Origin of the sequence: Mycobacterium sp. NPDC050853, from assembly GCF_040653875.1 — a bacterium.
Lineage (GTDB): Bacteria > Actinomycetota > Actinomycetes > Mycobacteriales > Mycobacteriaceae > Mycobacterium.
In genome coordinates this window covers 22,663-45,082 of record NZ_JBFAGW010000007.1, presented here as the reverse complement: position 1 = coordinate 45,082, position 22,420 = coordinate 22,663, and the positions used below count along the sequence as shown (strand labels likewise).

21 protein-coding genes and 1 pseudogene are annotated in these 22,420 nt (G+C 65.1%); 6 read left to right on the top strand and 16 right to left on the bottom strand.

The window, feature by feature from the left end:
- Nucleotides 1–90: 90 nt before the first annotated feature.
- The 7 genes and pseudogenes from AB0H22_RS20320 to AB0H22_RS20290 all read right to left on the bottom strand — a co-directional run bounded on the left by AB0H22_RS20320 (nt 91) and on the right by AB0H22_RS20290 (nt 7,129).
- Nucleotides 91–1,383: a transcriptional regulator gene (locus AB0H22_RS20320; RefSeq protein ID WP_358148494.1), complete on the bottom strand. Its 1,293-nt coding sequence runs from the start codon at nt 1,381–1,383 to the stop codon at nt 91–93.
- Nucleotides 1,384–1,494: 111 nt separating this feature from the next.
- Nucleotides 1,495–3,431 (bottom strand): annotated as a pseudogene (gene acs, locus AB0H22_RS20315) (acetate--CoA ligase).
- A gap of 213 nt (nt 3,432–3,644) precedes the next feature.
- A complete protein-coding gene (locus tag AB0H22_RS20310) occupies nt 3,645–4,103 on the bottom strand; it encodes a PH domain-containing protein (protein ID WP_358148492.1) in 459 nt (152 codons plus the stop codon).
- A gap of 3 nt (nt 4,104–4,106) precedes the next feature.
- Entirely contained in the window at nt 4,107–4,589 is a 483-nt protein-coding gene (ribH, locus tag AB0H22_RS20305) for a 6,7-dimethyl-8-ribityllumazine synthase (protein WP_180749861.1), read from the bottom strand.
- Nucleotides 4,586–5,839, bottom strand: a complete 1,254-nt coding sequence (locus AB0H22_RS20300; protein ID WP_180749860.1) for a bifunctional 3,4-dihydroxy-2-butanone-4-phosphate synthase/GTP cyclohydrolase II — start codon at nt 5,837–5,839, stop codon at nt 4,586–4,588. The genes ribH and AB0H22_RS20300 overlap by 4 nt, the downstream gene beginning before the upstream one ends.
- Nucleotides 5,840–5,933: 94 nt before the next feature.
- Nucleotides 5,934–6,530, bottom strand: coding sequence for a riboflavin synthase (locus tag AB0H22_RS20295; protein WP_180749859.1), 597 nt, complete (start codon nt 6,528–6,530; stop codon nt 5,934–5,936).
- Nucleotides 6,531–6,559: 29 nt separating this feature from the next.
- Nucleotides 6,560–7,129, bottom strand: a complete 570-nt coding sequence (locus tag AB0H22_RS20290; RefSeq protein WP_180749858.1) for a hypothetical protein — start codon at nt 7,127–7,129, stop codon at nt 6,560–6,562.
- A 449-nt stretch (nt 7,130–7,578) separates the two neighbouring features.
- Here AB0H22_RS20290 and AB0H22_RS20285 point away from each other — a divergent pair, with 449 nt between their 5' ends.
- The 3 genes from AB0H22_RS20285 to AB0H22_RS20275 all read left to right on the top strand — a co-directional run bounded on the left by AB0H22_RS20285 (nt 7,579) and on the right by AB0H22_RS20275 (nt 9,756).
- Nucleotides 7,579–8,256, top strand: a complete 678-nt coding sequence (locus AB0H22_RS20285; protein WP_180749857.1) for an MspA family porin — start codon at nt 7,579–7,581, stop codon at nt 8,254–8,256.
- 62 nt (nt 8,257–8,318) lie between these two features.
- Entirely contained in the window at nt 8,319–8,999 is a 681-nt protein-coding gene (locus AB0H22_RS20280; RefSeq protein WP_180750329.1) for an MspA family porin, read from the top strand.
- Nucleotides 9,000–9,042: 43 nt separating this feature from the next.
- On the top strand, nt 9,043–9,756 hold the full coding sequence (locus tag AB0H22_RS20275) for a hypothetical protein (protein ID WP_358148487.1): 714 nt from the start codon (nt 9,043–9,045) through the stop codon (nt 9,754–9,756).
- On the opposite strand, the gene AB0H22_RS20270 is transcribed toward AB0H22_RS20275, so the two are convergent.
- From AB0H22_RS20270 to AB0H22_RS20255, 4 genes are all read right to left on the bottom strand, one after another.
- The gene (locus tag AB0H22_RS20270) at nt 9,757–10,419 is read right to left on the bottom strand and encodes a methionine ABC transporter permease (protein WP_180749856.1); all 663 of its coding nucleotides are present in this window, start codon (nt 10,417–10,419) and stop codon (nt 9,757–9,759) included.
- Entirely contained in the window at nt 10,416–11,447 is a 1,032-nt protein-coding gene (locus tag AB0H22_RS20265; RefSeq protein ID WP_358148485.1) for a methionine ABC transporter ATP-binding protein, read from the bottom strand. The genes AB0H22_RS20270 and AB0H22_RS20265 overlap by 4 nt, the downstream gene beginning before the upstream one ends.
- Nucleotides 11,444–12,310, bottom strand: a complete 867-nt coding sequence (locus tag AB0H22_RS20260) for a MetQ/NlpA family ABC transporter substrate-binding protein (protein WP_358148482.1) — start codon at nt 12,308–12,310, stop codon at nt 11,444–11,446. The genes AB0H22_RS20265 and AB0H22_RS20260 overlap by 4 nt, the downstream gene beginning before the upstream one ends.
- Nucleotides 12,311–12,463: 153 nt before the next feature.
- Nucleotides 12,464–13,195, bottom strand: coding sequence for a hypothetical protein (locus tag AB0H22_RS20255; protein ID WP_180750327.1), 732 nt, complete (start codon nt 13,193–13,195; stop codon nt 12,464–12,466).
- Between the two features lie 171 nt (nt 13,196–13,366).
- Between AB0H22_RS20255 and AB0H22_RS20250 the strand changes: the two genes are divergently transcribed.
- Both AB0H22_RS20250 and AB0H22_RS20245 read left to right on the top strand, forming a co-directional pair.
- Nucleotides 13,367–14,041 carry an LppX_LprAFG lipoprotein gene (locus AB0H22_RS20250; protein ID WP_180749853.1) on the top strand — a complete coding sequence of 225 codons (675 nt, stop codon included), beginning with the start codon at nt 13,367–13,369 and terminating at the stop codon, nt 14,039–14,041.
- A complete protein-coding gene (locus AB0H22_RS20245) occupies nt 14,038–15,570 on the top strand; it encodes an MFS transporter (protein WP_358148479.1) in 1,533 nt (510 codons plus the stop codon). The genes AB0H22_RS20250 and AB0H22_RS20245 overlap by 4 nt, the downstream gene beginning before the upstream one ends.
- On the opposite strand, the gene ribD is transcribed toward AB0H22_RS20245, so the two are convergent.
- Genes ribD through fmt form a run of 4 tightly spaced genes read right to left on the bottom strand, consistent with a single transcriptional unit; the run spans nt 15,538 to nt 19,606 of the window.
- Nucleotides 15,538–16,560 (bottom strand): bifunctional diaminohydroxyphosphoribosylaminopyrimidine deaminase/5-amino-6-(5-phosphoribosylamino)uracil reductase RibD, encoded by a 1,023-nt coding sequence (gene ribD / locus AB0H22_RS20240; RefSeq protein ID WP_358148477.1) that lies wholly within the window; start codon nt 16,558–16,560, stop codon nt 15,538–15,540. The genes AB0H22_RS20245 and ribD overlap by 33 nt on opposite strands.
- A gap of 1 nt (nt 16,561) precedes the next feature.
- Nucleotides 16,562–17,227, bottom strand: coding sequence for a ribulose-phosphate 3-epimerase (gene rpe, locus AB0H22_RS20235; RefSeq protein WP_180750325.1), 666 nt, complete (start codon nt 17,225–17,227; stop codon nt 16,562–16,564).
- A 46-nt stretch (nt 17,228–17,273) separates the two neighbouring features.
- Nucleotides 17,274–18,677 carry a transcription antitermination factor NusB gene (locus AB0H22_RS20230; protein WP_180749851.1) on the bottom strand — a complete coding sequence of 468 codons (1,404 nt, stop codon included), beginning with the start codon at nt 18,675–18,677 and terminating at the stop codon, nt 17,274–17,276.
- Entirely contained in the window at nt 18,674–19,606 is a 933-nt protein-coding gene (gene fmt, locus AB0H22_RS20225) for a methionyl-tRNA formyltransferase (RefSeq protein ID WP_358148474.1), read from the bottom strand. Before fmt ends, AB0H22_RS20230 begins: the two co-directional genes overlap by 4 nt.
- Nucleotides 19,607–19,785: 179 nt before the next feature.
- Here fmt and AB0H22_RS20220 point away from each other — a divergent pair, with 179 nt between their 5' ends.
- A complete protein-coding gene (locus AB0H22_RS20220) occupies nt 19,786–20,352 on the top strand; it encodes a TetR/AcrR family transcriptional regulator (protein WP_180750324.1) in 567 nt (188 codons plus the stop codon).
- Between the two features lie 11 nt (nt 20,353–20,363).
- Here AB0H22_RS20220 and AB0H22_RS20215 read toward each other — a convergent pair whose 3' ends face one another.
- Nucleotides 20,364–22,367: a primosomal protein N' gene (locus AB0H22_RS20215; protein ID WP_358148471.1), complete on the bottom strand. Its 2,004-nt coding sequence runs from the start codon at nt 22,365–22,367 to the stop codon at nt 20,364–20,366.
- Between the last annotated feature and the right edge of the window lie 53 nt (nt 22,368–22,420).

Genomic DNA, 22,420 nt, shown 5'->3' with positions numbered 1-22,420 from the left:
TTCAAGACAACAAATGTGTCGGTGATCACTGAAGGTAGGTTTTGGCCCGTTGCAGCACGGTTGCAACTTTTCGTCCGGAGGCGGCAGTGCTCAGGCGAGATCGGAATCCAGCGCGATGAGGTGGCCGCGGGCTTCCGACCGGATTATCGCGCCCGCACCGTGATGATCGTGCAGTGCCTGCCACCCCTCGCGGTCATCGCGCGCCTCCGGCAGGTCGAGCCAGCGGCGCAGCAAGTGCAGCTCGCCGTCGGCAAGCACGGCGCCACGAAGGCTCGTGCTCAGCTCCAGGCGCAGTCGCGCAATGGCCGGCGCCGCGGAACGCGGTAACAACTGGCCCGAATAGGAGTCCATTGCCCTGGCGATATCACCGGCTCGCAGTGCGGCGAAGGCATCACCCATATCGCTTCCGACATGTTCGAGCAGCCGGTAGGGCCGGGACACGATCAACTCGTCTCCCACGATGCGGCGCAGTCGCGACATTTCCGCGCGGATGGTGACGACGTCCAGATCGTTTTCGTCGAGCAGCATCGCGAGATGATCGGCGCTCAGACCCTCGGGGTGGCGCAGCAACAGTGCCATGATCTCGGCGTGGCGACCGGATAGCCGGTATGCGCGCGTCCCGTGCTCCCCGTCGCCGGTATACAGAATCGGACGGTCGGCGCCGAGCAAGGTCAACCGCGGTTCGGTACCGCGCTCCGGGCGGCCCTGCCGCGGGTAGTTCAGGGCGATGAAATGCTCGACGGCAACCGCCGTTGCACGCACCAACGCCAGCGTCTGTGCGGAGGCAACGGCCGAACCGCCCGTCAGGTCGATACTTCCCAGGGGTCTGCCGGTCAGTGGGTCATGTATGGGGACTGCGGTGCACGACCACGGCCGGACGAGCCTGCAGAAGTGCTCGCTGCCACGGATCTGTACCTCGCGATCCAACGCGAGGGCAGTACCCGGGGCATTCGTGCCTACCGCCCGTTCGCTCCAGTCGGCACCGGGCACGAAGTTCATCGTGGCCGCCTTGCGGCCGGCTCCGGCGTCACCCTCCACCCAGAGCAGTGCGCCGTCCGCAGCGGTAACCCCCACAAGCACACCCGAATCGGTCGCGTGGTCCACGAGCAGGCGACGGATAACGGGCAGCGCACCGGCGAGTGGATGGCTGCTGCGCAGTTCGGACAGGCAGGTCGCGGCGGCCGCTTCACCCGGCCCGCGGTCGGGATCTACCCCGGTGGCCAGGCTTCGCTGCCAGCTCTCGGTCACGAGACGCGGCAGAGGTATCGACGCAAGATACGAACCGTCTACTTGACCCGCCACGAAGAGGTCGTGCGCGTTACGTACGGACGCCAGCGATGCGCGGGCAGCCGCGCGGCGCGCTGTAGTTCTCGTAGTCGCCACGGTCTCCAAGCTCTCTGCCCTGGCCATTTTCGCAGGCACGGTCGATATTGACACGATACTTGGACATCGACGCCCGGAATGGAAACTGGGTGAGATCGCTGGCCAACCGGGTCACGACGGGCACGCCTGCGCGCGGATTGCATCGAACACGGCGGGGTCGACCAACGCCGTGGTGTCACCAGGATCGCGGCCCTCGGCGATATCCCTGAGCAACCTGCGCATGATCTTGCCGCTACGGGTTTTCGGCAATTCGGGGACCACACACAGATCCCGCGGCCGGGCAATCGGTGATATCTCGCGGGCCACCTCGGCGCGCAATTCGCCGATCACGTCTGCTCTCGGCATGCCGTCATGCTGAGAATTCAGGATGACGAACGCGCAGATGGCTTGGCCGGATTGGTCATCGGTGACACCTACGACAGCCGCCTCGGCGACTCCGGCGTGCCCCACCAGCGCGGACTCAACTTCCGCCGTCGAGATCCGGTGACCGGACACGTTCATGACATCGTCTATGCGGCCCAGCAGCCAGATCTCCCCGTCACTGCCGTAGCGTGCGCCGTCACCCGCGAAGTACCAACCCTGCTCGGCGAATCGTGACCAGTAGGTCTGTACGAACCGGTCGGGATCACCCCAGATGCCGCGGGCCATCGCCGGCCACGGCTGATCAAGGACCAGATATCCGGCGCCTGCTCGGACTCACCGGAATCGGCGGACAGCCTGTTCCCGTCGTCATCAACGATGATCGCCGAGATGCCCGGCAATGGCCGCATCGCCGAGCCAGGCTTACATGAGGTGACACCGGGCAGCGGTGAGATCATCGCCGCACCGGTCTCGGTCTGCCACCATGTGTCTACGACCGGCGTGACGTCATTGCCCAATACCGTCCGATACCAACGCCACGCCTCCGGGTTGATGGGCTCCCCCACCGAACCGAGCAACCGCAGGCTCGACAGGTCATGCGCACCCGGGATCTGCCGCCCCCACTTCATGAAGGTGCGAATCAATGTCGGTGCCGTGTAATAGATTGTGACACCGTACTTCTCGATGATCTGGAAGTGTCGGCGCTCGTCGGGCCAAGCGGGTGTCCCCTCGTACACCACCTGGGTAGCGCCGTTGGCCAGCGGACCGTAGACGATATAGGTGTGGCCCGTGATCCACCCGATATCGGCAGTGCACCAATAGATATCGGCATCCGGCTTGATATCGAAGATGGCGCTGTACGTGAAGGCCGCCTGCGTCAGGTATCCACCGCTGCTGTGCACGATGCCTTTTGGCTGCCCCGTCGTGCCCGAGGTATACAGCAGGAAGAGCGGCTGCTCGGCGTCGAAGGCTTCCGGACGGTGCTCGGCGGAAGCGCGCCCAACGGTCTCGTGCCACCACGAGTCGCGAGTGCCGTTCCAGGCCACGTCGACACCTGTGCGGCGGACAACCAGAACGCGTGCGACGCCCGGCTGGTCGACGATCGCCGCGTCGACGGCATCCTTGAGCGGCGCAGCCTTCCCACGCCGGTACTGACCATCGGCCGTGATGACGATCTTGGCCCCGGCATCGGCGATCCGGGCTCGTAACGCGGATGCGGTAAACCCGGCGAAGACGACCGAGTGCATGACACCGAGCCGCGCGCACGCCAGCATCGCAACTATCGCTTCGGGGACCATGGGCATGTAGATCACCACACGGTCGCCGGCAACGGCCCCCAGCGCGGTGAGGGCATTGGCCGCGCGGCATACCTCATCCTTCAGCTCGGCATACGTGATGGCACGCGCATCGCCGGCGGGCTCACCCACCCAGTGGATCGCCACCCGGCCGCCATTGCCGGCTTCGACATGTCGGTCGACACAGTTGTAGGCCACGTTCAGGGTGCCACCAGTAAACCAACGCGCGAACGGCGCGCCGGACCAGTCGAGCACCTCGGTGAATTTGGTTTGCCAGGAAAGCCTTTCGGCTTGGCCGGCCCAGAACTCCAGTCTGTCGGACTCTGCCTGGCGGTAGAGCTCCTCGGTCGCATTGGCCCGCGCGGTGAACAGCGGCGCCGGCGGATAGTGAATGGCACCCGGGGAGGCTGTATCTGCATGAGGAATAGAGGTTTGCGCGGGCACCGGTTCTCCTTGAGTGTCGCCTCGTTGACAGCACCCGGCAGGAATCGCCATGGCGGCGGCCCGCGGATTATGTCGTTGGTGGCGGCACGTTATCGCCACAAAGGTTGCATCAAGGCTGCACATCACGGTCGCGATGACCCAGCCGGAGGCCCGCCGTGCCGATTAGGCCGTTGTTTGGTCCGCGTACTTGACCAACACTGCCCTGAGTGCGTCCATCGCGTCGACGGCCCGCTGCTTGTCGACCGTCTGGATCGCCATCAGTGGCTCATACTCGTAGTCCTCCAGATCCAGCCGCGCCCATTGCGCACCCGAAGGAAACGACACTCCCACCACCTCGGACCACGGAATGAGTTTGGGGCCAAGCACATTGCGCACCTCGATACCTGCCGCACCCGCGCGCACCCGCGGGCGGGCGAACATCAGGACGACGCACGCGATGACAATGCCCACCAGGGCAATACCAATCTGATCCGAGGTCTTGAATATCACCCCGCTGTTGGGCGAGATTTTGAGCAGCACACCCACCGCGATATGCGCGGCGGCGATGACGAAGGCGGCCGCGTATACGAAGTACGGCGATAAGTGAGGTTTCAGGACGATGTCCCAGTCAGAGTCGGCCATGCGTCACGTCCAGGGTTGACGGAGCCGACGCAGCGTCAGCGCGGTGTCCAGCGCCGCCGCCGCCGCCTGGGCACCCTTGTCTTCGGCAGACCCTGGCAGTCCGGCGCGGTCGAGGGCCTGCTGCTCGTTGTTCACGGTCAGCACCCCGTTGGCCACCGGCGTGCTGGTATCTAGAGAAACGCGGGTCAGCCCGGTGGTCACCGCATCACAGACGTAGGTGAAATGCGGTGTCTGCCCCTGGATTACCACTCCCAGCGCGACGACGGCGTCATGGGTGCGTGCCAGCGCCTGCGCCACCACCGGTATCTCGATGGCACCAAGTACCCGGACCACGGTCGGACGATCGATTCCCGCCTCGGTGGCGACGCGCTGCGCACCCTCCAGCAGTGCGGTACAGATCTGGTCATGCCATGTACTGGCCACGATCGCCAGACTGACACCCGATGCGTCACCGACCTTCAGTGACGGGATTCCATCGCCGCTCACGCGCCATCGGCCTCGGGATGATCATCGAGATCGGCCAGATCGTGCCCCATCCGGTCCCGCTTGGTGCGCAGATAGCGGATGTTCTCCGAGTTGGCGCGCACCGGGAGCGCTACCCGCTCGATGATGTGCAGCCCGTAGCCGTCCAACCCGACGCGCTTGGCGGGGTTATTGGTCAGCAGCCGCATGGACTTAACGCCCAGGTCAACCAAAATCTGTGCGCCCAAACCGTAGTCGCGCGCGTCGGCCGGCAGACCGAGCTTCAGGTTGGCGTCCACGGTGTCCTCGCCGGCGTCCTGCAGCTGATAGGCCTGCAGCTTGTGCATCAACCCGATGCCCCGCCCCTCGTGACCACGCATGTACAGCACGATGCCACGGCCCTCCTTGGCCACCATCTCCATCGCGGCATCCAGCTGCGGACCGCAATCGCAACGGCGCGAACCGAATACGTCGCCGGTCAGACACTCGGAGTGCACACGCACCAGCACATCGTTGCCGCCGTCTTCGGAGCCGGAGATATCCCCGAGCACCAGCGCCACGTGCTCCACATCGTCATAGATGCTCGTATAACCCACTGCACGGAACTCGCCGTGCTGGGTGGGGATACGCGCCTCGGCGATCCGCTCCACATGCTTCTCGTGCTTGCGCCGCCACTCGATCAGGTCAGCGATCGACACCAGTGCCAGGTTGTGTTCGTCGGCGAAGACCCGCAACTCCTCGGTCTGCGCCATGGCGCCCTCGTCCTTCTGGCTGACGATCTCGCAGATCACCGCGGCGGGTCGCAGTCCCGCCAGCTTGGCCAGGTCGACCGATGCTTCGGTGTGGCCGGGACGCCGCAGCACCCCACCTTCCTTGGCGCGCAACGGAACAACGTGCCCGGGCTTGGTGAAGTCGTCTGGGACAGTCGTGCCGTCCGCCAGCAACCGCATCGTCGCCGCGCGATCCGACGCCGAAATCCCGGTTCCAATACCGTTTTTCGCATCGACGGTGACCGTGTATGCAGTGCCGTGCTTGTCCTGATTCACCGCGTACTGGGGTAACAGCCCGAGGCGGTCGCAGTCCTCCCCGGCCAGCGGCACGCAGAGGTATCCCGACGTGTACCGCACCATGAAAGCCACCAATTCAGGGGTGGCCTTCTCCGCAGCGAATATCAGATCGCCTTCGTTCTCCCGATCCTCATCGTCGACAACGACGATGGCCTTACCGGCGGCGATATCGGCGACAGCGCGTTCGATGCTGTCCAACCTGGTCATGGGGACCACTCTCGTTAGGGGCGTGTGGGCAACTCAATTATGAACCACCGGGAATTCAATGATTCGAGCGCTGCTCACTCAGCGGAATCAGAAGCTAAGAACGGTGCTCGAGCAGGCGTTCGACGTACTTGGCGATGACATCCACCTCGAGATTGATCGTCGTCCCCACCGTCGCCGATCCGAGCGTCGTCAGTCCCAGTGTGGTGGGAATCAGCGACACCTCGAACCAGTCCTGGCCCAATCCCGATACCGTCAGCGACACCCCGTCCACGGTGATCGAGCCCTTTTCAACGACATATCTGGCCACCGATCCCGGCAGTGATATGCGCACCACCTCCCAGTTCTCGGACGGTGTGCGGGACAGCACCTCCCCGGTGCCATCGACATGTCCTTGCACGATGTGTCCGCCGAGACGACTGTTGACCGCCGCCGCGCGTTCCAGGTTGACCCTGGTGCCCGTCACGATCTTGTCCAGACTCGATCGCGAGAGTGTTTCTCCCATCACATCCGTGGTGAAAACCCCACCTGGTCGCACATCGACCACCGTCAGGCAGACGCCGTTGACGGCGATCGAATCGCCGTGTTTCGCATCCGATACGACCAGGGGGCCGAGCACGGTGAGACGGGCAGCGTCGCCTAGATCTTCCCTGCCCAGAATCTCGCCGAGCTCCTCAACGATTCCGGTGAACATGGAACAAGAGTAGGACTATCTACGCGGACCTAGGCGTGCGTACCCGCCTGGGCACAGGCCATCTGGGCCTTCTCCGCGTCGGCGTTGAGGTCATTGGCCTTCCCGTTCACACCATCGACCGGGGCCCGGACACCCATGAGGATCATCAGCTTGTTCGCGTTCGTCGCCCAGGAGCGGATCGGATCGGCGATCGCCGGGTCCAGATCCGGCGTGTTGGCGGCCTCATTCGCGAATTCGGCCGCCTCCCGCAGCGCGCTCCGGCCCGTTCCATTGCTGGACGACACGTAGGCGTCGCTGTAGTTGCCTTCCATACCCGCCAGGTTGTTGGCGAAGTCGGAGTAGTTCGTGGACGCGTAGTCGAGCGCCGTCGCGAACTTCGCGCACGCCTCAATGGCCGCCGGGGTGGCGCCATCCGAGGTCGGCGCGGGTGCGGATACTACGGCGGGGCCGGGCGCCTGAACGGTCTGCTGAACCGCCGGCTGTTCCACTTGATCTTGGCCATCTGGCTCGGCGTATGCCACGGGAAGTGTTGCCAACCCCATGCCGATCGCCAGCAGCGACGGCACCGCCGCCTTCCGACAGAGATGTAATGGCCTCATCGATTCCTCTCCAGATTCTCTGGTGCTGTTCGGCCGTGACCGTACCGGTAATTCCATACGGCGTCGCGTTGTGACAGCACCAATACCTGATAGTGAGTTGCGGAATTGTCACGAGTCTGAACGACCGTTGAACAACTGGTATACGAAGCGAATTCGACTGACCGTTGAAAAGTGTGCTGAATACCCCTACCCGGTAGGCCAAGACCGTCTTGACGACGCGGTAACGACATGAGTGGTTTTCGTCACAATCACCGAGGCAGGAGGCATTTCATGATTCAAATCAGCGCGGTTGGAACGGTGTGTACCGACGTACGAAATGGATAGACATTGGGCGATAACTGTTGTCCGTCCATTCACCCTTTGGAAACACAGCACCCCCAACATTCGTCGGGACAGCTTCCTCACAGAAGTCACGGACATCACCAACAATTGAGAGGCGCTACCGCACCATGCTGAAAAGTCTTATCACTCTGACTGCAGTCTGCGCGCTTACTGCTTCGGCGCCCCTCGCCCTAGCAGAACCCGGTGATGATCCGGCCCCAGTCCAGCCGGTGGCCGACGCACCGCCGCCCCCTCCCGTCGACACTGGCGCGATGCCATCGGCAGAGCCGGGTACCTTGCCCACTCCGGACGGCTGGATCCTCGCCGTCGCCGCTAAGGACGAAAGCCTGCTGCCGGTCGCCCCGCTGACCACCGCGCTGTCCTCACGCGAGTACATCGTCGGTGGCACGTTCATCGGTGGGGTGAAGGGTTCGGGTAAGACCAAGCTGGCCGGTGGAACGCTGGAGGCCGGGTACCAGATCGGCTGCGGTATCACCGGTGGTCCCGTGGAGCTCATGGGCGGCGTCGGCATCTCCCCCTCACTCAGCATGGCGGGCGTCCCCACCGCCAGCGCCAGCGTCATCGGCCAGATCAAGGTCGGCCTGAAGCCCGGTACCGTGACCATCGTTCCGGTCAACAAGAAGACCTTCGAGGGCACCACCTCGCGCACCACCATCACCGGTTTCCGTATCAAGATCGACGGCTGCGTCGGTCAGTCCTTCATCCGGTCATACGCAACCTTCACCAGCTCAACGGAAAACACCGATGACGTGGTCACCTACATGGGTATCACCAAGGCCGTCTGACGTCGATGCCCCACGCGCTTACAGCCACCCCAATGCCAAAGACCACGAGAGGCCTCACTCCCATGTTCAAGAGTCTCGTCACCCTGACCGCCGCGTGCGCACTCGCCGCATCGGCGCCGCTCGCTCTGGCGGACCCAGACGACCCACCACCCGTGCAGCCCGTGGCAGACGCCCCGCCGCCCGCAGACGGCCCGCCGCCCGACAACGGCGTTGTGGGCTCCGAGGACCCGGGCACCGTTAAGACCCCCGACGGCTGGGTACTCAGCGTGGGCGCCAAGGATGAGACCCAGCTGCCCATCCCGCCGCTGACCACCGCCGCCTCGTCCCGCGAATATCTCGCCGGTGGCACGTTCACCGGCTCGGCGAAGGGCGGCAGCAGCAAGCTGTCCGGTGGCACCCTAGAAGCCGGCTACCAGATTGGTTGCGGCATCAGCCTGAACACCGTCAAGCTGAATGGCTCGATCAGTCTTACTGCCGGCCTCGGCACCGCCGGTCTCACCAGTGTCGGTATGCCCATCCAGGGCCAGATCGAGGTGCACCCCCAGCCCGGTGAGGTCATCAACGTCTCGGTCGACAAGAAGAAGTACAAGGGCAGCGAAGCGCGTATCACCCTCAAGGACGTGCACATCAAGATCGACGGTTGCATCGGACAGTCGTTCCTGCGTTCGTACGCCGTGCTGACCAGCTCATCGAAGGACAACGACGATATCGTCGCCTACTACGGCGTCACGAAGACCGTCTAGCTAGACCGTCCGAACCGCATTCAGTACAAGAGGAGACGCAGCCATGAGGAACCCCGATCGTCCGTCCATCGTGAAGATCGGGGTGGCTGCGGCCCTTGCCGCCAGTGCGCTGCTCGCCTCGGCGGCCACCGCCGCCGGCGATCCCGGGGAACCAGACCCGGCGCCGGTGCCCGCGGCCGCACCTCTCCCGCCGGGTCCGCCCGGCCCGCCGGAACCACCGCCGGCATCGCAAATCGGCAATCCACTCGCTCTGTCCGGAACCGAGCAGGGTATCGGCGGCTTACCCGGCAACCTCGCCATCGTGGGTAACCCCAACCTGATTGGCCAGAACCCGGTACCGGCGGCACCGGCGGCCAATGCTCCCGTCGTCGCTCCGAACACCAGGGCGCTGAACAACCAGTACCTGTTGCCGCAGAACCTCAAGCCCGCAGAGCCCGGCAAGGGCGAGATCTATGGGGTCAACCCCGGAGAAGAGAGCGCCGATATCTCGGGCGGCGACTACCTGGGGCGGCTCGTGCGCGGTGTTCAGGACGGCCAATGGCGAGGTGGCATCGTAGGGCGAGGAACCAAGGAATCGCTTAACCAGCCGTTGCCTGGTACCGCCCCGCCTCCCGGCACACGCATCCCCGGCCTGGGTGATGACTCGCAGGGACCGGCCCCGGATCAGTGGCACTGGACCCCGCCCGAGGCACCCGAGGGCGCTCCTCCCATACCCGGCGCACCCCCTGCGCCGGCAGCACCGGCACCCCCCGCGTAACTATCGCCGAAGCGCCTTGCGCGCCAGATAGTTTCCGAAGAACTGGGCCGCTTGGACCAGCGCGATGATGATGACGGTTGACACGATCGTCACCTGCCAATTGAAGCGCTGGTAGCCCTGCACGATCGCGAAGTCGCCTAGGCCACCGCCGCCCACCAAACCCGCCATCGCGGACATGTCGACGATGCCGATGAGCACAAACGTGTATCCGAGGATCAACGGCCCCAACGCCTCTGGCACCAATAGCGTCGTGATGATGCGCAGCGGGCCTGCACCGACGGCACGCGCGGCCTCGATGACCCCGGGATCGATGGTCACCAGGTTCTGTTCGACAATGCGGGCGATCGCGAACGATGCCGCGACTATCATCACGAAGACCACGGCGGTGGTACCGATCGTCGTCCCCACCACCCCGAGCGTGATCGGCCCGAGGGCTGCGATCAACACAACGAACGGTATGGGCCGGACGATGTTGACCACCACATTGAGCAGCGCATGCAGTGCCCGATTCTGCAGCAGCCCGCCAGATCTGGTGGTGTACAACAGGACTCCCAACCCCAACCCGATAATGCCGCCCACCACCAGAGTGATCGACACCATGTACAGCGTGTCACCGAAGGCCTCGAACAGCTGCGGTCGCAACCGCTCCCAATTCGTCGTCATCGTGTCACCCGCTGAACCGTCGTCACCGCGGAGAAATCAGAGATAATCTGCGCCACTTGATCATCGGGCCCTTCGAGTTCGAGCGTGAGATTGCCGAAGGAGCGCGATTGCAGGGTGGTGATGCCTCCGTACACCAACTCGAAACGCACCCCAAGCTCCGTCGCGCGTGCCAGCGCCGGGCCGATCTGTACACCCTCGCTGATCTCGACCGAGACGATATTGCCCTTGTGCCGCTGGGTAATTCGTGCGACGTCCTCGACACTCGGGGTGTTCTGCAGCACCGTGCCGACGAAACGTTTCCCGGCCTCACTCTGCGGCGTGGAGAACACATCGAACACGCTTCCCACCTCCACAACCCTCCCATCGGCGAGGACCGCGACGCGATCGGCAACGGTGCGCACCACGTCCATCTCATGGGTGATCACCACGATGGTCACCCCGAACTCGTTGTTGACTGCGCGAAGGAGTCGCAACACGTCGCCGGTGGTTTCGGGGTCCAGGGCACTGGTGGCCTCGTCGGCCAACAGAATCGACGGTGATGTCGCCAGGGCTCGAGCGATGCCCACCCGTTGCTTTTGTCCACCGGAAAGCTGATCCGGATAGCTCTTCGCCTTATCGGCCAGTCCAACGAACTCCAGCAGCTCGGCAACCCGCGCATTGCGCTTCTCGGCGGCCCATCCAGCTACCCGCAGCGGATAGGCGATGTTTCCCGCGACGGTGCGGGACCGGAACAGGTTGAACTGTTGAAAGATCATGCCGACATCGGCACGTAGATGCCGTAATGCGCGCTCCCCCAGTGCACTAACCTCGGCGCCATCCACCACGACGCGACCAGAGGTGGGCCGTTCCAGTCCATTGATGAGCCGTGCGAGCGTGCTCTTACCCGCCCCCGAATAGCCGATCATGGCGAATACCTCACCCGCCGCGATGTCGAGTGACACATCGTCGACCGCGGTGACCGTCTTCTTGCCCACCCGAAAGGTCTTAGTGACGTTCTCGAACCGGATGAGCGGCGCCTCGTCGGTCATTTCTCGGCACGGATCTGCTGTTCGATCCTTGCCAGGATCGCGGCGCAGTCCTGGCCACTCTTTGTCACCGTGAGCTGAGTTCCCTTGCTTTCCTTGGCATATGCCTCGGTGACGGCCGGGGAATGGAAGACCTCCACAAGCCTTTGGTAGGTGGGGTTGTCCTTCTCCTCGGCGCGCGACACGATGACGTTGATATATGGCTCCGCGCCCGGGCTCGCCGGATCGTCGGCGTAGAGCGCGCTTTTCGGATCGATATTCGATTGCGCTAGATAGGTGTTGTTGATGACGGCGCCATCGATCGACCTGAGCGACAACGCCGTCTGCGCCGCGTCTACCAAGGTGACGGTGACCCTCGATGCCCCCTTGTCGATATCGGCGGTACTCGGTGTCGTGCGTCCACCCTTGAGCACAATGAGCCCGGCCGCCTTCAACACGAACAGAGCTCGCGCCTGATTGGGCGGATCGTTGGGGATGGCGATCTGCCCGCCCTGCGGGATATCCGTGATTGCCTTGTGTTTCTGCGAATAGAGACCGAGTGGCACGATATAGGTGGCACCGACCGGCGTTAGCGTTGCATTGTCAGCGACGTTGTATTCACCCAGGAAACGAAGATGCTGAAATAGATTCACATCGATCTGCTTCTGAGTGAGGGCCACGTTCGGCTGGCTGTAGTCCGTGAAGTTGGTGGTGACGAGCTTGATTCCCGCCTTGCCCGCCTCATCCACCAAGACGTCCCAGGACTCCTTCCCGGCCTCCGTTGTGCCGATACGCACGATGTTTCCACCTTGGCCATCGCCAGCAGAGCACGCGACACCGCCCATCGCTGTCGCAAGTACGGCGAGAGCAATAGCAATGCGTTTCATGTCAGCCTTCCAAATTCAGCGTGATCACAATGGTTGACATTGTGGAATTTCTGAAGGCTCAGCAAATTTCTGAATGGCCCCAGAACGGCGCCACAGTACCAGAATGGAAAGCGCAACGCGCTCTATGCGAATGCGAAAATGAGCCGAGGAAGCCTAGGACGCCGCGGGAGCCGCCGACGCGACAGGCACGGCAGGCAGCTCAGGACCGCCATTACCTGGTCCGGCGGCCGGAATCTCGGGTACCAACTGCGATTGCATCTGAGCCGAGATCGCCGACCAAGACATCGCCGCAGGCTTTCCGCCCCATCGCAGCGAGTAGATACCCACCAGCAGCGCCTGGCCGGGCTGAGTGACGGTGTACACCGGACCGCCCGAATCACCGTGTTGCCCACCGACATCCGTCATGGTGAACCAACCGTTGTTGATCGAGTCGACCTTGCCACACGTCTCGCCGGACACCGATCCCATCAGACATACCGGGAGCCCCGGCTCCGGCCCGGCGTTCTGCGCCATCCGCAGCGCAACCCCATTGGGCAAGATGCTGCTCAGCGCCACTCCGGGTGCAAACGAGATGCCCTCGTAGTCCGACACCACATCACCGGGGCCGATGGCCCCGCCGGTTGGCAGGTTACGGCTCATCAACAGCACCTCACCGATACGGTTCCCGCCGAGGTCGGTGACAGCACCGGTCGCATTGCAATGGCCCGCGGTCAGGCCAATTCGGGATGCCGGATCGACGTAGCCGAGGGTGCAACGGCTGTCCCCCTGGACAATCGACATGCCCGGGAAAGCGACAATCTTGGGAGGAGTTTCAGCAGCTGGATCGGCGGCCGAAAGCGCAGGTAAAGCAACAAGAATGCCAGCAGCCGCGGCGACCGCGGACACACCACATGCCAGAGCTCTGCTCACGTTTTTCACAACAACCAGCCCTCGGTTGACAATCCCGCCCTGCAAACGAGCATGGCGCCGGATTGCTGGGGTGTCAATTTCATCACCAGCAACGTCGACGTGTCGCGAGCCTCCCAGGGGTAGCGCTCAGCCTCTACGATCGGACGCATGCGCAACCGCATCCGCCTCGCCCTTATCCCCGTCGCCATCGCCGCCATCGCCCTTGCCGGCTGCTCCAAGACCGAGAAGGCCGACGTCAATTTGCCCGAGGCCGCCACACTCCTTAGTGAGTCAGCAGCCACCACCAAGACACAGACGAGCACACACCTCGTGCTCAAGGTCACCGGCGACAAGCCAACCCTCAAGCTCTCCGAACTCACCGGCGATCTGACCACCACACCGGCAGTGGCCGCCAAGGGCACCGCCAAGACCGGCGGACTGGAGCTGCCTTTCGTCGTGGTCGACGGCGAGTTGTTCGCACAACTCACCAGCGCCTACACGAGCATGGGACCCGTTAAGGAGGTGTACGACGTCGGGATCATCCTGGATCCCAACAAGGGGTTGGCCAACCTGCTGTCGAACTTCACCGGCGCCAAGTCTGAGAAGACCGAGACCGTCGACGGTGTCGATTCGGTTCTCGTGACCGGGACGGTGGGTAAGGACGCCATCAACACCTTCGCCGGCTCCAAGCTCACCTCCGACATCCCGGGCAAGGCGTGGATCCAGAAGGACGGCAATCACACACTGACCAAGATCAGCGTCGACACGTCCCCGGGCAACACCATTGAGATGTCGTTGTCCGACTGGGGCAAGCCGGTCACGGTCGACAAGCCGGCCTCGTGACCACCACTACCCAGGACACCAGCCTCCCGCTGCGGCATCGCAGCATCGCGATCGGCGCCGGAGGCCTGGCGGTGCTGTTGGGTGCCCTCGACACCTATGTCGTGGTCAGCGTCATCACCGACATCATGACCAGTGTCGGCATCGCGCTGAACAACGTCCAGCAGGTCACTCCCATCGTTACCGGGTACCTCCTGGGCTATATCGCCGCGATGCCGCTGCTGGGTCAGGCCTCCGACCGATTCGGCCGCCGCCTGATCCTGCAAGTGGCTCTCACAGGTTTCGCGATCGGTTCTGTCGTCACCGCGATGTCCACCGATCTCACGATGCTGGTCGCGGGCCGGGTCATCCAGGGTGTGGCGAGCGGCGCCCTGTTGCCGGTCACCCTGGCTCTGGGTGCCGATCTGTGGGCCAAACGCGATCGTGCGACGGTCCTCGGCGGGATCGGTGCCGCCCAAGAACTCGGCAGCGTCCTGGGGCCGCTATACGGCGTGTTGTGTGTATGGCTGTTCGGCACGTGGACCAGCATCTTCTGGGTCAATGTGCCGCTGGCGATCATCGCCATCGTGCTAGTCCAGTTCAGCGTCCCCGCACACCAGCAGGATCCGAACCGTCCAAAGGTGGACATCGTCGGCGGCGCACTACTGGCCATCGCGTTGGGCCTGCTGGTAGTAGGCCTCTACAGCCCGGACCCCAAGGTGTCCGCGCTACCCACATGGGCCCTGCCGGTACTCACAGCATCCGCGGTCGCGTTCCTCGCCTTCATCCTGTGGGAATGGCGCGCCAAGACCCGGCTGATCAGCCCCGAAGGGGTTCGCATCGGCCCGTTCCTAGCGGCACTGGCTGCTTCCCTGGCCGCCGGCGCAGCCCTCATGGTGACGCTGGTCAACGTCGAGCTGCTGGGCCAGGGTGTGCTGGGGATGAACAAGGCCGATGCCGTGTTCCTGCTGTCACGGTTCCTGGTCGCGCTGCCGATCGGTGCGATCGTCGGCGGCTGGCTCGCGACCCGGTTCGGCGACAGGATCATCGCAGTTGGCGGCCTGCTGATCGCCGCGTTCGGGTACCACTTGATATCCGGCTGGCCAGTGGACGTGTTGGCAGCCGTGCACAATTTCGGATTCATCACGTTGCCCCGGCTGGATGTGGACCTGGCTGTCGCCGGTATCGGCCTTGGCCTGGTAATTGGCCCGCTGTCCTCGGCTGCGCTACGCGTGGTGCCGGCCGCACAGCACGGCATCGCGTCGGCGCTCGTGGTGGTGGCACGGATGACAGGCATGCTGATCGGGATGGCGGCCCTCGGCGGCTGGGGTATTCACCGCTTCTACCAGATCTTCGACGAGCTGACCGCCAAGGAACCCAAGCCCGAAAAGCCGAGCCTCCTTGATGTGCAACGGCTCGCCGATAGGTTCGTCCAGGCCTACAGCCTCGAGTACAGCGAGATGTTCCGGGCCACGGCAATCATCTGTCTATTGGGCGCGGTGATCGCGATATTCGTTGGTTCACATCGTAAGTCGGGGAACGAGGCTGAGTAGCACATCGGGCCCCATCCGCTCGATATCGTCGTACTCCCAGCGCAGCGCGCGTGACAGGGTGGTGACGCCGATATCCCCGACGGCGGGGACGTTGCCGCCCAACAGCATCGGCGCAAGATAGGCCAAGATCCGGTCCACCAGGCCGGCACGCAGGAAGGCCCCGGCCAATGTCGGCCCGCCTTCCAGGATGATGTCGGTGCGATCCCCCAGTGCCGCAAGCACCTCGGCCGGGTCGTGGGTCCGGATCACCATGGTGTGCGAGTCGTCGTTCAAAACCTTTGCGTCCGAGGAGACCTCACGCATGCCGACGACGACCCGCAGCGGCTGATGCGGAAGTAGCACGTTATCGGGGGTGCGTGCGGTGAGCTGCGGGTCGTCCGCGAATACCGTGCCGGTGCCCACCAGAACGGCATCGGCGAACGCCCTCCTCCGATGCACATCGGCCCGCGACTGCTCGCTGGTGATCCATTGGCTGGTGCCGTCGTTGGCGGCGCTTCGGCCGTCGACACTGGCACCGTACTTCCACGTGACGTGGGGACGCCCGGTGCGCTGTTTGTGCAGCCATTCCCGTAGCGGTCCCACGGCGACACGGTCGGCGCCGACACCGTCGAGGACCTCGACACCCAACGTGCGCAGGTGCTCGGCTCCACCGGATGCTTGCGGATTAGGGTCGGCGACGGCGTAGACAACACGTGAAATACCCGCCACGACAAGCGCATCCACACATGGCCCGGTTCGCCCCTGATGATTGCACGGTTCCAGGGTCACGACGGCGGTACCGCCCGCCGCGGCGTCGCCGGCCCGGGCCAGTGCCACCACCTCGGCATGCTCCTGCCCGGGCGGCCGCGTCCCGCCCACGCCAACAACTGCCCCCGCCCCATCCAGGATCACCGCGCCAACAGGCGGATTCGGGTACGTGCTGCCCTTGACCTCTTCGGCGGCCCGGATCGCGAGATCCATGGCGGCGTCGAGACCGATCGGATCGGTCATATCAGCGAGCCGAATGTGCTGCTGCCCTGGCGGCTTGCTCACGCAGAGCCCGCACCGCCGCTTCGGGGTCCTGCGCACCGTAGACCGCCGAACCCGCGACGAAACAGTCGACACCTGCCTCGGCGGCTTGCTCGATGGTATCGGCGTTGATGCCGCCGTCGATCTCCACGAGCACGGTGAGCTCACCCGAATCAACGAGCTTACGCACCGCACGCACCTTGTCCAGCACGCCTGCGATGAAGGATTGCCCGCCGAATCCGGGTTCGACCGACATCACCAGCAGCGTGTCAAAGTCCTTGAGCACCTCTAGATATGGGTCCAAAGGCGTACCCGGTTTTATGCTGAGGCCGGCCTTGGCGCCCGCGGCGCGGATATCGCGGGCGACGGCGACGGGATTGTCCGTGGCCTCGGCGTGGAACGTCACGTTGTACGCACCGGCCTCGGCATATCCCGGTGCCCAACGATCCGGGTTATCGATCATCAGATGGCAGTCGATGGGGATATCGGTTGCCGCCAGCAGGCTGTCGACAACGGGCAGCCCCAGCGTCAGGTTCGGCACGAAATGCCCATCCATCACGTCCACGTGTAGCCAGTCGGCTCCCGTCACTGCCGCCATCTCGTCGGCGAGACGTGCGAAATCGGCGGACAGGATCGACGGGGCGATCATGGGAGCGCGGAGAGAGTCAGACACAGCTCTCAGCTTATGTGCCGCTTCATGCGTGTTTGCGCAGCAGGGCGGTGAACATGGCATCGGTGCCATGTCGGTGCGGCCACAGCTGCACCGCGTCGGAGCCCCCGAGCCCGTCCACACCGGGGAACACCGCACGGGCGTCTTCGGCGGTCACCGGGTGACGCCGCACCGCATCCGATACCACGCCCACTGTCTCCGCCAGGTGCGGCGAACAGGTGCTGTACACGATAATGCCACCTGGTCGAGTCAATTCGATTGCGCTGAAAAGTAATTCGCGTTGCAGCTTGACCAGCTCCGGGATATCCCCCGGTTGACGACGCCAGCGCGCCTCGGGGCGGCGGCGCAACGCGCCCAGGCCGGTGCACGGCGCGTCCACCAGTACTCGGTCGAAGGACGCGGCAGGCAACCCGCTCTCCCGCCCATCCACGGTGAGCACCGTCACCGGCAAGGATTTCGTGGCAGTGGCCACCAACGCGGCGCGATGCGGGGCGATCTCGATTGCGGTCACCTGGGCACCATGCTCCGCGGCCAGCGCGCCCAGCAGCGCGGTCTTGCCGCCCGGCCCCGCGCACAGGTCGAGCCATTGCGTGTCGGCGCCTTCCAGTGGAGCCAGTGCGGTCGCACGCGCGACCAGCTGGCTGCCTTCGTCCTGCACCTGTGCCAGGCCGTCGCGCACGGACTCCAGCCGGCCCGGGTTTCCACCGGGCAGGTACACCGCATAGGGCGAGTAGCGGCCAACGGTGCCACCCACCTCGTCGGCCAGTGTTAACGCGTCGATATGGCCCGGACGTGCAGCGAGGTGAACGACCGGGCGCTCATCGTCGCTGGCGAGCACCTCGCCGAGCTCCGAACTCGCCGGGCCGAGCGCATCGGAGAACGCTTGAGCGATCCACCGGGGGTGTGCGGTCGCGAAGGCGAGCCGTCCGATACGGTCCGACTCCGGCGGGGCCAACTCGTCCACCCATTCCCGCTCATCGCGACGCGAGATCGTCCGCAGTACCGCATTGACGAAACCGGCTCTGCCCGCCTCGAATTCGACGGCTACGGCGTCCACGGTGGTCGAGAGCGCGGCGTGGGGTTCGACGCGAGTCCGCAGCAGCTGATAGGCGCCCAGCCGCAACGGATCACGTAGTCCCTCATCCACCTGGTCCATCGAGCGTCCCGCGGCCGATGCGATCACCGCATCGAGAAGGCCACTGGCCCTGCATGTTCCGTAGGTGAGCTCGGTGGCGAAGGCTGCGTCGCGACCGGTGATGCCGCGCTCACGCAACAGCGCGGGCAGCGCCAGATTGGCGTACGCGTCGTCACGCGCCACCGCGCGCAGCACGTCGAGCGCGGCCTGACGTGCTGGGTCGAGCCGCTGGCGGGTGCGCTCACTCGGGCGTGAATCCTGGTCGGGCCGTCGGCGCGGCGGGCGTGTGCTCACAGCGCGCGAACCTCCGCGTCGAGTCGGGCCCCGCGAGCCCAATCCACCGCATTCATCAGCTTCTTTCCTTGAGGCTGCACCTCGTTGAGGGCTACGGCCGTGGTACCGGTGCCGACCAACACGTCGCGCTTGCGCACCACGACAGCGCCCGGATCCAGATGCTCACTGTGCTCGTCAATATCCATGCGGATCGGTCCAACCTTCACTCGAGTCTCCCCAATGGTTGTCCAGGCGCCGGGTTCGGGGGTCATGGCCCGAACATGGCGGTCGATCGCATGGGAGGGAAGCTCCCAGCGGATACGCGCCTGCTCGACGGTGATCTTCGACGCGCTGCTCACTCCGTCGGCCACCTGCGGAACCGCCACCAATGCCCCGTCCCCAATCCCGTCCATCGTCGATTCGAGGAGACCCGCACCGGATTCGGCGAGCCTGCCCAACAGCGCACCGGCGGTGTCGGCGGCGCGGATTCGTTCGGTAACCACCCCGTAGACGGGGCCACTGTCCAATGCGGGCTCGATGAGAAACGTGGTAGCACCCGTGATCTCATCTCCGGCCGCGATGGCCGCCTGTACGGGCGCCGCACCGCGCCACGCCGGAAGAAGCGAGAAGTGCAGATTCACCCAACCGTGCCTGGGCACCGCGAGCAACTCAGGTTTCAGCAAGGCGCCATAGGCGACCACGGCGCAGCACTCGGGATCGAGCTCGGCGAGCTCACCGATGAATTCAGGGTCATTGGGGCGCGATGGCGCGAGCACCGGCAGCCCGTGTTCGCGCGCCAGCTCTGCGACCGGCGAGGCCGCCGACGCTCGTCCTCTCCCCGCACGCGCGTCGGGCCGCGTCAACACCGCGACCACCTCATGACGGGAGGCCAACAGCCTTCGCAGCGACGGCAACGCCGGGGCCGGAGTACCGGCGAACACTATGCGCACCGCGTCAGTCTATGAAAGGTGCGTCGTCCGCATCGAATCCCGGCTGGACCTGAGGGCGGTCAGTCGCGTGCCGAGCTTCGCCGAGGATAGCGCCAAGCAGTCTGGATACATCCGATAGCATGATTTCGATGGCTACCAGAGGACGAGGCCGGCCGAGTGGCGCGCCCTACGATCGCAGACTGCGCACAGAGGAACTGCTCGACGCCGCCGAACGTGCGATTCGCAAGAGTGGGGGCGCCGTCTCCATCGCCGAAGTGGCGCGGGAGGCCGGGTTCGCCCGATCCGCGTGCTACGCGATATTTCCCACCAAGGCCGACCTGCTTCGCGCATTGAGCCGGCGCCACGCCGACCGTGTGATCACCAGGTCCTGGCAAGAGGGCATGGTCGGCAAAACCCGCAATCAGCTCCGCGCATTCGCCAACTTGGTGATCGATTGGATCACTGCGGAGCCCGAGCTCTACATCGCTCTGGACCGTGACCTGACGGCCAAGGAGCGCCTCGATCACGGCATATTTGACCTGATCGCCGAGGTAACCGAAGAACACCTGCGCGCCATCTTCCCGGCGGAGCAGATGACGTGCATCGCACCCATCTGGTCACGACTGGCGACCGGCGGAATTCTGATGGTGATCAATTGGTGGACCAGCACCCGCCACATGACCCGCGATGAGCTCGTCGGCTACATCGTGGAGACATTCGCGACGGGAGTTACCAACGCGCCGCGTCTCGCCGCCGCAAATGGTTGAAATTCGCCAGATCAGCCCACGTGTAGCGGATCGATCTGAACTCTGACGGGTTCGGTTTCGCGCCGGGCGCTCAGCGTCGCCACCCCGCGGCGCAAAGCCGCGGCCATCTCCAGCCCCGCGGCACGTTCGACCCGGACGAGCATGCGCACCACCTCCGCACCCTCGGATATCCCCGCCGGGCGACGTGCCCCGACCGGCAGATCGACCGGCCCCAGTAGCTCCGCACCCTCCGGGAGATCAGCGGAATCGACGAGGGCGGCGACCCCTTCGGCGAGTCCGTCGATGGCCGCGATGTGCACCTGCGGCGGCAGCCCCACCTCGGCGCGTGCCGCCAGTTCGGCGGCGGCGTGTCCCACCGGATCCCAGCGGATGAGTGCCTGCACCGTGGGCAGGGCGGCGTCGGCGACGACAACCACCGTTCCACCTTCCTCACGCCCGCGCACCAGGGCGGCTGCGGCCATCCATCGCCGCAGGGTGTCTTCTGTGGCGCGTAGGTCCTGGCGGCCTAGCAATGCCCAGGCGTCCAGAAGTAACGCGGCACCATACCCGTTGGGTGTCAAGGGTTCTGCCCCCGGCGTGCACACCACCAGGGTCGGCGGTCCAGCGACCATGGCATGCACCTCGCCGCCGCCGGACGTCACCACCGGAACTCCGGGTAGCGCCCTGCCCAGCTCCTCGGCCGTCCGGCGGGCGCCCACCACCACGGCACGCACCGCGGTCGCGCCGCAGCGACCGCATCGCAGGTCGGCATCGACCCGCCCACACCAACGACAGCTGGGGCTCGAGGTGTCACTTGGGCCGTCCAGTGCCAGTGGGCCGGTGCAGTGGCGGCACCGCGCGACCGTCCGGCATTTCGTGCACGCCAATGCCGGCACGTATCCCCGGCGCGGCACCTGCACGAGCACCGAGTGTCCGCGTTTCAGCGCCTCTCGAGCCGCGTTCAGCGCGATCGTGGGGAGGCGTGCCGACCGCGCCGCGGGATCGCGTTCCTGCGCGTACCCGCTGTCGTCGAGAGCACTGATGCGGGCGGCGGCCTTCCGCACCACCGGACGGGCAGCAACCAGGTCATGTGCCCAGCCGCTCTCGACGAGCGCCTGAGACTCGGCGGTACGCGCATATCCACCGATCACCGCAGCGCATCGCAGCTGGTGCGCACGCAGCATGGCCACATCGCGGGCATGCGGATACGGAGAGCGCGGTTCGGAGAGGTTGTCATCGCCGTCGTCCCACACCATCACCAGGCCCAGGTTGGCCACCGGCGCGAACACCGCGGCCCTGGTCCCGATCACCACGGTCGCGTCACCGCGCAGAATGGCCAGCCAGCGCCGGTACCGCTCGGCAGGGCCCAGTTCCGCCGAGAGAGCAATGACGCGTTGTGGACCAATGTGTTCCACGCACTCGGCGGCCAGCGCATCGATATCGCGCTGGTCCGGAACAACCGCTAGGACTCCCCTGCCGGTGCCCGCCGCCGCCACCGCGGCCTCGGCCAGGCGGGTTGTCCAGGCCTCCCCGGGCAGCGCCTGCCACACCGCACGCGCGGCCCGGTCCTGCGACAGCGCCTCGAGGAATCGCTCGCCGCGCTGATACCGGGCCCAACCCGAACCGTCGATTGCCGGTGCCACGAAATCATCGGCCGCCGGGCGGGTTTCCCGCTCTGCCCGCGCGTGGCGGGGCGGCAGGGCCAGCCGCAGCACGTCTGCACGGGTTCCGGCGTAGCGGGCCGCCACCGCATCCACCAGCCTGCGCACATCCGGCGTCAGCACTCGAGTCGGAGACACGACACGGTCCAGCCAACCGAGCTTCCCGGGATGGTCGCTTTCGGAACGGCGTTCGAGCAGGATTGCGTCCACCAGCCTGCCGTGGAACCGGATCCGCACCCGAACCCCCGGCTGGGCATCATCGGACTGCTCCGCCGACACCAGATAGTCGAACTCGCGGTCTAGATGCGGCACGGTGAGCAACGGCAGCACCCGAGCAACGGGCTCATGCTCGGCCACTACCCGCGTCGCAGTCACCTGGTGGTTCTAGCAGACGCACCCGACGTCGCTGAGGGTGCCGCTAGGGTAAG